An 11,442-nucleotide genomic window follows, 5' to 3' on the forward strand; every position below is an offset into this window, starting at 1 on the left:
TCCCGCAAGCGAACCATAAACCTGCGCTTGTTGTTCACATGGAAAACCGGTTTTGTATTCGATATGCCCGGCTACAAATCTTTTAATGTCAATTAATTAACAATGGATTTGACTTAGGCGAGTGTGACCTTTCGCAAACGCCCACCAGACCGCATCACCGTCTTACATTCGCCAATGTTAAAGAGCCAAGTTGAGCGTAACCCATGAGACGGGTTGTAGGAAAGTAAAGGAATTTCCATTTTTTCTCGCAAGCAGACTCTAGTCCACACTTCCAATACGACCGAGTCTGGGAAGGAAACGTGCCAAACATAGAGTCCGCTGGCAATTAGAAATAATACCTTGAAATGGTTCGGTGGGGTTCTCTTTCGGTTCATAACCTATTACTGGCCCACTTTGATCGAGCTTGCGACGTCAGCTTTGCGCCTTAATTTTGAACGTTCGACTCCTTCTTAAAGGTCCCTCAAAGCTGCGTTTTGGGTGTTTATTGACGTCAAAAAAAGCTAGCGGATTGTTAACCGCAACTATGTTCTGTCAGCCTCATCCTGATCGGCATCAGTACAGCTTCAAGCATAGTGTCAGATCAGCCCCCCCTTCCTCGGCGGCAGCTTCGAGTTGAACTATGACACTCGTAGCATGCAGCCCGCGGCTCTATTGTTTAAAACGAAAGCTCATGCAGTGATCAGCAGTAACTGACGCAAATCATGCTAGGCAAAAACTAGAATCTCTTCTTGATTTTAATCGCGCCGCCAAAGCTTTTCAAATCACCGAATCCAGCATGACCATCTGCTGAAAGCGACCAGCCATCGCCAAAGCCCTGGCTAATACCGCCGCTTAATTGCCATCGATTTTCGATATCAAAACCAAGAGTGGTAAAAGCCGATGAACCCGGCCCTGCTGCAATAAAACGCGAAGTAATGCTGGATTGTGTATCCCCGCGATGGTGATATCCAACAGCGCTCAGCCTTACAGATGTCTGATCCCAATCCTGTTCAAAATTTAGGCCATAGCCGAAAGTGATGCGATCAAAATCAACTGCATCAATTTGCAGATCAGTGATACCATTACCCACCAGTGCTATAGAATCTTGACTAAAGTGATCATATTGGATGCTGACAAATGGTCGAACAGGCCAGACATCTTCGCCGTTACCATCAATGGTAATCTGCAATCCTGCGCCATAAGTCTCACTATCAGCTTTACCTGTCTGGGTGGCTCCGAAACCAGGCACGCCCCCCGCCGTAACCATGGTCAAGCCATTTTCACCAGTCCCGTAGGTCACGGCAAGGTCGATATGCCCAGTCAGTCCTGACGAGCCGCCGCCAAAGCCAGCGCTGCCATGAATACCGAAGCGGAACAGATCGCTGTCTGCGGTGTCGACTGTTCCACGCAAACCACGGCTATCAAAATCGGAATGGCGCGCTGCAAACCCAACTTTCCATCCAGCAAGGTCAATATTGGCAATACCTGCTGTTAGTTCAAATCCATCCGAACGATAACCGATATTGTTAATGGTCGTATCATTGCGATGATAATTATAGTTTACAGAGCCCCAGATGGCAGGGCTTTCTGTCTCGCCACCACTTCCGGTAAGCCCATTCTCAGATCGTCTGTCGATATTGGTAGCGCTACTGCGGAGAACGGATGCCGTGTCGCTATCATTGGAATCGCTGGGTTGATAAATATTCAACAGAGTTTGTAAAAACTGGCTCTGAGTGAACCTGCTGCCATCAATACCGGCATTGGCGATTTCGGGAACAAGCTCGTCAAGCAATGCGGGGAGTGTCGCTTCATCCGCAAGCCCGTCAAGACCCAAAGTAAGAGCTTCAATGCCGCCAACTAGCCTGCCAGCAAGCAAATCGCCGGTCAGTGATTGCGCTGCCGCGCGCTGATTTATTGATAATCCGCCAATACCACTCAAGTCGGTCGGCTTGGTCACCAGGTTCACACCAAAATCTACGCGATCAAAGACCAGTTCCTGGCTGACAAGCACGCCATCAAACAAACCGTTCACGTTATCAAAGCGACCAGAGAGGCCAGTACCGCCATCAATCAAAGTGATAGTATCTGTCTTTGGTATCTCGGACTGGTTAAGTGTCAAATTGCCTGCCAATGTAACATCACCAGATACAGTGATACTATCGAAATCAGGCAGTGTTCCGACATTCAGAGTCAGATCGCCGTCAGTAGTTTGGGTAAAATCACCATTGATAGCAAAATTACCGAACCCGGCCATATTCACGCCAAGGCTACCGCCATTGGTGAGATTACCGTTCAAAATTGCCCCGTTTGCGGCCTGCAAGCTGGCACCAGTTGCAACGGTGCTTTGGACAGAGGATAGCGTGCCTAGCAAGATCGTCTCGCCTGCATTGAAATTGACGTTATTCAAACCAACATGTGAGCCGCCCAGGGTGTAGCCATCAACATTGAAATTATAGGTTTCAAATTCCGCAATGCTATCGCCTGCGCCGCCGCTATTGTTAATGAGGCCAGCTGCTGCGTCAAAGTTGAGCGTGTCGGCATCATCACCGCCGCGAAGCATCTCTGTTGTGCCGCCATTAAAGTTAAACGTGTCCGCGCCTGCACCGAGCATGATCGCGCCGTTAACAGTGCCGCTATCTGCCACTGTGACGATGTCATCACCCTCAAAGGTCATGATCGCGCCGCTCACGGTGCCAAGGATATTGAGAGTGTCGTTCGAGGTTGTGCTGCCGCCCTGCGCCATGGTGGCAATACCAGTGGTGCCGCCGCTGATTATCTGGCCTACAGCGACGGTCAAATCGGTGCCGCGCTCCGTAACGGTGACGATGCCGTTGTCACCGCCGGTGACATCACCGCCGATATCGAGCAGCAAATCACCGGTTCCTGCATCGGCAAAAATACCTGTTCTACCGCCGCTCACAACAGCCGTATTTATAACGACACTATCGGTGCCAGAATGGCTTACATTAATACCATTGAGACCGCCCGTCACAGAGCCGGCGCTGCTGTCGATGCTGATGCCCGCAGATGCTGCCCTACCCGATGCCTCTATGCCGTTACCGGCAGTACCGGTCACATCGGCCGTGGTGATCAAAAGCATTCCGGTGCCTCGGTTAGTAGCCTTAATTCCATCCGTTGAGCCCGTAACTAAGCCAGCGGTTATCACTTCCAAATTTCCTGTTTCGCGACCTGGATTTGCAAACTGGTCCGCGTAAATGCCAAATCCATCGCTAGCTGCTACATCAACCGCTTCAATCGATAAAATACCAGTGCCATAGTTGCGGCCAAAAATGCCTGCCACGGCGCCAGAGACCGGACCAGAGGCTTCTATAATCAAATCCGTGCCCGGAGGTGAAAGGGTAGAAGCAGCCCCGTTTACTGCCAATATACCATAGCCATTTTGCCCTAAGGCCTCATTGACCTGTATGTTAACCTCGCCTGTGCCGAAGCTTCTAGCCTCAATACCTGACCGTAAGCCGGATATCACACCAGTTGTGGTGATTGTTATACCAGTACCAGATGAGCTGCTCGCATCTATCGCTGTGCCAGTAAGTGCAGATACATTTGTAGCAGATACCGTCACGGCCCCACTTCCTCCGTTATTTGCCCTAATACCGATAAAATCGCCTACAACATTGCCCGTTGCATTAACGTCAACGAAGGTACCAAAACCCAACGCTGTGATAGCATTGCCACCAAAGCCAAGCGCTGCCGTGACTGAATTAGTAGAAACCGAAACGCTGCCAGCGTTGGAATTAACAGCGCTAATACCCCCGGATACTATGCCTGTGGTTCGAACTATTAAATCATTGGAAGCCGGCGCTCCGAAAGATTGATTTCGCACATCAATTGCGGCCTGCGAAGCTTCGATATTATTTGCGGTGATGATCGTATCGCCGCTACCGCTATGACGCGCATAAATTCCTACTCGAGCGTTAACATCTCCAGCCGCGGTAATTGAAAGCGCTGATCCAGCAGTCCTTGCTGACACCGCTCGGCCATATGTGGCATCAGTTGCCGACACGTCCTGAGCATGCACCACTGTTGCACCTGCGCCTTCATTCTCAACTCTTATGCCATAAGTACCGCCCGTAACGGTGCCCGTACTGCTGTTGATCGTCAGATCAGTTCCTGAGTTTAAGGCAAATATTCCATTTCTTGCTGTACCCGTTACATCGGCGCTGGTGATAGATAATATACCGGAACCATAGTTTTCGGCGCGGATGCCATCATTGGCACTGACAACATCACCAGCAGTGGTACCTATGACAAGATTTGTGCCTGCGGAACTGTTGCTTGCAAAGATACCGTTGCCCGATGTCCCGGTCACATCAGCAGTCATGACGGACAACAGTCCAGTACCATTGTTGACCGCATTAATGCCGGTCGCACCGCTCACTGTGCCGGTAGTCGTGATGGAGAGATCTGTTCCTGCGGGGCCATAGCTTCCGTTACGCGCGAAAATGCCGGTAAAATTGGTCCCGGTCGCGTTCACGGCATTGATGGCGAGTGCACCACTGCCTTCGTTTCGCGCATCAATACCTGTATTGAGACCAGATGCGGTTCCCGTAACCGTGATATCAAGACTGCTGCCGCTACCATTGGCAAAAATGCCTGCATTTGTGGTGGCGGTGACATTGTTGGCTACAATCGTCTGCGCACCGGCGCCGCTTTGTCTGGTTAGGATACCATAGCCGGAACCGGTGACATTATTGGCGTTGATATTGAGAATGCCGCTGCCATTTTGACCGCCGTAAATGCCATTTCGACCGCCGATGACCGTGCCGGTGGAGGTGATGGACAAATCGGTAGCATTAGCGCCGCTAATAGCATTGATGCCATCGCCAATTGTGCCCGTACTATTGAGTGCGGTGATGGTTGTGCTGCCGAAGCCCCGATTAATGGTCTCGATGCCGTTGGTACCGCCGGTCACATCGCCCGTTGACGAAACAATGATGTCCGTACCTGTGCCCGGATCAAAAAAATTAACCGGGCCAGAAATTACGGCCAAAATACCCGCGTCCGTCGTACCGGAGCTAGTGACGGTCCCGCTGCCTGCATCTACAGAAACGGATCCCATGCCAATAGCGCGCGCAGCTACACCTGCTCCATCGGTCGTAACGTTGCCTGTCAATGTAACATTGACATCACCTGACCCGATACCGTCAACTGCAAATACCGAAAGTGGTCCGGTTGAAATCGCGGTTGTTGTGATATCGCCAGCCGTAATATCAATATCACCCAAATCGGCAGAGCCGAATATACCAATATTGCTGCCCATGACGCTGCTGCCGCTGGAATCAATACTGATCGACCCGGCAACGTCAGCATATGCAACGATACCGGCAAGCCGGCCACTTACATTGCCATTGCTGATGCTATCGCCAATATTGATGTTGCCACCTGTACCGCCGCGTGTATCAGCAAAAATGCCAGTTCCACCAGTTCCTGTAACACCGCCGATAGTGCCCACATCCTGAATGGAGACGTCACCGCCCGCACTGTTCGCCAAAATGCCAACACCACCGGTGCCAGTAATCGTATCAACAGAAGTGATCGTGATCGCACCACCCGCCGAAGCCACATCAATTCCGTCGCCGGCCTGACCGGTTACACTGTCGAGATTATCGATCGTGATCGCTGTCCCCGCGGTGCGGCTGTATATGCCATCGGTTGCGCCGACCACGTCGCCCGAACTGCCCTGTATGGTAATCGTGCCGGTACCAGTGGAGCTGGCATCTATGCCAGCACCGGCTTGTCCCGTCACAACCGCTGTTGAGGCCAGCGTGATGACCGTGTCGCCATCCACTGCATCGCTGTCGATACCAATTGTACCGCCAGTCACATCATCCACCGTCACCGAAACATCGCCTGCGCCTATATCCCACGCACGGATGCCGACGCTGCCCATAACCGTACCTGCGCTGCTGTCCACTGTAACACCACCGCCGTCAGAGCTGAACGCGAAAATGCCGGCACCACGAGTGGCAGTGACATCGGCCGTGGTCACAGAAATCGCACCTATGCCTGTACTCTGCACAACGATGCCGCCCATAACTGCACCTGCGCTGCTGTCCACCATAATGTCGCCGCCGGAGCTGCGCGCAAAAATACCCTGACCATTGGTGCCGGTAACATCGGCCGTGGTCACGGAAACCGAACCTGTGCCGGCATCCACCGCAAAAATGCCGTCGTTACCGCCCATAACCGTGCTAGCGCTGCTGTCCACTGTAACACCGCGGCCAGTGCTGAGCGCGAAAATGCCGTTACCGTTACTGCTGGTCACATCACCAATTGCTGCTGCGTCGCCAATGTTAATCGCCCCCTCGGTCACCGCCAATATGCCAGCGCCATTGATGAAATTTACTCCGCCGATAGTGATGTTGCCCGTACCCGTGCCGGCAATCCCGCCAACCCGGCCGGTGCCCTGTATCGAGATATCGCCGGTGCCTGCAACAGCCAATATGCCATTGCCGCCGGTGCCAAGGATGGTGTCGACATCAGTGATCGTAATATTGCCGCCATTCGACATTGCATCAATGCCGTCGCCTGCATTGCCGGTGATGCTGGCGATATTATCGACCAATATGTCCGCGCCCATTGTGCCGATCTCAAGACCATCGGTGCCGCCCACAATCGTGCCGGAACTGCCCTGAACCGTGATATTGGCCATCGCGCCTGTGGACGTCGCAAAAATACCCTGCTCCGCCGTGCCTTCTACATCTGCAGTTGCACCCAGCGTAATCATTGTTGTGCCACTGCCAGCCCGGGTAAGGATACCAACATCATCGCCGGTCACATCATTCACCGTCACCGAAACATTACCTGCGCCTGTATTCTGCGCACGAATGCCGTCGTCACCGCCGATAACTGTGCCTGCGCTGCTATCCACTGTAACACCGCCGCCTGAGCTGCCCGCGTTAATACCGACACTACCAGTGCCAGTCACATCGGCCGTGGTCACGGAAACCGAACCTCCGCCCTGCGCAAAGATGCCCTCGTTGCTGCCCACAACCATGCCAGCGCCGCTGTCCACCGCAATATCGCCAAAGTTTATCGCGAGAATGCCGGCACCATTCGTGCCGGTAATCCCGCCAACCCGGCCGGTGCCCTGTATCGAGATATCGCCGGTGCCTGCAGCAGCCAATATGCCATTGCCGCCGGTTCCAAGGATGGTGTCGACATCCGTGATCGTAATATTGCCGCCATTCGACATTGCATCAATGCCGTCACCTGCATTGCCGGTTACGCTGTCGAGATTATCGATCGTGATCGCAGCCCCAGCGGAGCGGCTGAATATGCCATCGGTTGCGCCAACCACATCGCCCGAACTGCCCTGAATGGTAATCCTGCCGGTACCAGTGGAGCGCGCATCTATGCCAGTTTCGGTTTGTCCCGTCACGACCGCCGTTGAGCTCAGCGTGATGACCGTGTCACCATTCACTGCATCACTGTCGATACCAATTGTACTGCCGGTCACATCGTCCACCGTCACCGAAACATCGCCTGCGCGTGTATCCGTTGCAACAATGCCCCTGTTGCTACCTATAACCGTGCCTGCGCTACTGTCCACCGTAATGCCGCCGCCCCTGCTGAACGCAAAAATACCCTGACCATTGGTGCCGGTAACATCGGCCGTGGTCACAGAAACAGCACCGTCGCTTGCATCCCGCGCAACAATGCCGCTGTCTCCGCCCACAACCGTGCCTGCACTGCTATTCACTGCAATACCGCCAGAGCTGAAAGCGAAAATGCCGGTACCACCAGTGCCAGTAACATCGGCCGTGGTTACGGAAACAGAGCCAAAGCCTGTCTCCTCCGCACGGATGCCGTCGTTATCGCCCATAACCGTGCCTGCGCTGCTATTCACAGTAATAGACCTGACAGAGCTGCGCACAAAGCTGCGCGCAAAAATGCCGGTACCACCAGTGCTAGTAACATCGGCCGTGGTCACGGAAACAGCACCGCCCCGAGAATCCCGCGCAAAAATGCCGTCGTTACCGCCCATAACCGCGCCTGCATTGCTATTCACTGTAACACCGCCGCCAAAGCTGCGCGCATAAATACCGGCACCACCAGTGCCAGTAACATCGGCCGTGGTCACGGAAACAGCACCGCTGCGAGCATCCTCCGCAAAGATGCCGTCGTGACCGCCCATAACCGTTCCTGCGCTGCTGTGCACTGTAACACCGCCGCCAAAGCTGCGCGCAAGAATGCCGAGTCTATTGGTGCCAGTGACATCATCCACCGTCACGGAAACAGCACCGCCGCGAGCATCCTCCGCAAAGACGCCGTCGTGACCGCCCATAACCGTTCCTGCGCTGCTGTGCACTGTAACACCGCCGCCAAAGCTGCGCCCAAAAATGCCGGTACCACCAGTGCCAGTCACATCGGCCGTGGTCACAGAAATCAAACCTGCGCCTGTATCCTCCGCACGGATGCCGTCGTCACCGCCCATAACCGTACCCGCGCTGCTGTCCACTATAACACCGGCACCCCTGCTGACCGCCTTAATGCCGACACCATTGCTACTGGTCACATCAGCCGTCGTCACGGAAACAACGCTTGTGCCAAAATTTCCCGCCGACACACCGTCGTCACCGCCCATAACCATGCCAGCGCTGCTGTCCACTGTAACACCGCCGCCAAGGCTGACCGCAAGAATGCCGACACCGTTGCTGCTGGTCACATCAGCCGTCGTCACGGAAACAGCACCTGTACCAAGATTTTCTGCCGAGACTCCGTAGCTACCGTTGCCGGTGATCTCGCCCTCTGCAACCACTGTCAGATCACCAACGCCACCGGTAACAATTGTGTCCACACCGCGGTTTGCACCGATCACGCCGGAGCCTGTGTTGACAATGTTCAGCGTCTGGGAACCGCCACCCCGGATAGATATACCATCGCTACTTGCCGAGTTGACGGTGGTCGGGGTCGCCGCATCGCCAACGACAACAGTCAGGTCGTCGACAGTTGTCGCGATACCGTCTATTTCGGCGGGGGCGGGCGCAACACAGACAATAGTGTCGCCGGTCAAGGCCGGATTGGGCGTACATTCGGCCGGTACGGCCTGTGCTTGGGCTTCTGTGTTTAAAGAAAGGGAAAGAGCAACGGTAGAACCGCCTATAAAAAGACTGGCTAAAGCCTGCTTACGGTTTTTTACGATATAGTTGGACCAGTTTTTGCTTGCGCCAGGTATAATGCATCCCAGAATATTGTTACCCTTTATCACGCTAAACTCACTCCCAGTTGATTACGTCACAAATTAAATTGAACGTCTGAAATAATAATTAGAATAATCATTGAATAAACAAATTACTATTTATGGAGTTATATTCTACTGGCAATGGTAATTTTGCTGATATTCCATTTGGTTATTTATTTTATACTTTATGGAATTGATCATCATCAACTGATCGCTTCCGATCGGCTCTCGCAACAGGCAGTTAGTGATGAAATCTTTGAATCGGCTGGTTTGGCGTCAAAGCTGCGGAAACAGAAGCGGGCTATGGCTCTAGCCGCGAACAACGACCGATATATCTGTCAAGGAAAAGACCGTCCGGTCGATTGGTACACGGTCTTCTCCGAGCCCATTGCAGATGGAGCCTTCGAGATATATTCTCAGGCCCCGATCTCCAACGACAATGAGAGCTAAATGGAATTGAATGGAAAAATGACATTTTGGAATTCTACGCACACAAAACAGTCTATTCCTCGCCCTATTTTTCCACGTGAACCCTCCAGACTCGCGGCTTAAGGTATCCACGAAGTTTCAGGCTTCGATACCGTAGATATCACGCGCCGTTGCTGCTGTAATGTAGCCATTTCTTAAGTCGGACAAAACGCTTTCTTGCCGACGTTTTCTTGGCGGGCCATAACCACCACCATTGGCCGTAACCACCTGCACAACATCGCCTTTTTCAAGCCGCAAAGCCGTGCAAGATGAGTAGCGTTCTTCTTTACCATCTTTGCGAACAACATTGATATAGTTCGTGCTGCCCTGCAGCCCACCATTTAGAGCCCATGGACCATTTTTAGAGCGCACATAAACCATTGATATCCACCAATCTTCGCCAATGATGCGGTAGTCAAGATTTATTCCCTTTCCGCCGATATATTGACCTTCGCCACCCGGCGCATCATTCAGGGATAGTCGATCGATCATTAGACCGTTGCGCTGTTCAGCAACTTCGACAGGCACATTAAAGGTTTCACCGTGCTGACCGGTGTAAAGCGCATTAACGCCGTCACTATCTAGGCTTGCTCCCCAACCTCCCAGTTGCGGTTCGACTATTGAATGTTCCTTTCCCGTATCGGGGTGTTTGCCTCCCAAGAATGTTCCGCAGATCGATCCATAATGGCCTGCGGTCAGATGCTGCTCCATGGATGGAGCCAACGCTTTCCAGATAAGATCAAACAAAATCATACCTGTTTCATAATACACACTCGTAGCGGCCGGATATTGTGCGTCAAAAATTGATCCTTCGTCAGTCAAAACCTCAACTGGTCGAAAAGATCCTGCATTAGCAAAAGACTGAGGATCAGTTATTGCTTTAAAGATCATTTGAGCATCCACAATAGTGGCATCTTTAGACGAGTTAAGCGCATTTCCCCCCTGTTTTGGATTGCCGCGTAAATCAACGGTAAAGGCATCTTCAGTGATTGCCACAACTGCCCTCACAAGACGGCCATCCTCCAGTTTCTCAGTCGCTGAGTAGACGCCCTTCGGAAGCTTTTTAAGCCCATTGCGGGCCATGACTTCGCCCAGTGCTATATATTCAGCGATCGCGACACGCACCGTTTCATCCCCATATTTCTTGATGAGCGCCTGCAAACGCTTTTCACCTGAACGCATGGATGCAATGCCTGCCCAGAAATCACCGACGGTGATATCCGGCACACGTGAGTTGCCTGCCAGAATATCTATAACTGATTGATTCTCTTTTCCTTCTTCAATAACTTTAATGCACGGTAACTGAAGACCTTCCTGATATATATCCAGCGCATCCACACTGATACTGCCAGGAAAAGTTCCTCCTACGTCTACCCAATGGGCCTTGTTGGCGAGCCAGCTTATGATTTGCCCCTTGGAGAACACAGGCTGCATCAGCACGACGTCATTCAAATGGCTAACGCCACCATGATGCGGAATGTTAGTAGCAAAGACGTCACCTGGTTTAATATCACCAGGCTCCGCAAATTTCTGCATGACCGATTTAATGCCTGGTGCCAGCATGCCTACAAAGCTAGGAATTCCAGAACCCGAACTCGCCAGTTCACCCTCAGCATCCATCATCGCAACGCCAAAATCGAGTACTTCATAGATGATTGAACTCATCGCTGTCTTGCGCATGGTTGCAAACATTTCATCGGTAATAGCACGCAGCGAACTTTGTATAATCTCTATCGTTATAGGGTCATGTTCAATCACTTTCAGTGTTGTTTTTGCCCTGGCCATGTTGA

General features: G+C 52.4%; 2 protein-coding genes. Both read right to left on the minus strand.

Translation table 11 applies throughout. The features are described from left to right. Window positions 1–715: 715 nt before the first annotated feature. Window positions 716–9,211: a hypothetical protein gene (locus tag BS29_RS09835; protein ID WP_229953486.1), complete on the minus strand. Its 8,496-nt coding sequence runs from the start codon at window positions 9,209–9,211 to the stop codon at window positions 716–718. A 540-nt stretch (window positions 9,212–9,751) separates the two neighbouring features. Further along, the gene (locus BS29_RS09840; RefSeq protein WP_229953487.1) at window positions 9,752–11,437 is read right to left on the minus strand and encodes a hydantoinase B/oxoprolinase family protein; all 1,686 of its coding nucleotides are present in this window, start codon (window positions 11,435–11,437) and stop codon (window positions 9,752–9,754) included. Window positions 11,438–11,442 lie beyond the last annotated feature (5 nt).

This window comes from Parasphingorhabdus litoris DSM 22379, assembly GCF_020906275.1.
Classification (GTDB): Bacteria; Pseudomonadota; Alphaproteobacteria; order Sphingomonadales; family Sphingomonadaceae; genus Parasphingorhabdus; species Parasphingorhabdus litoris.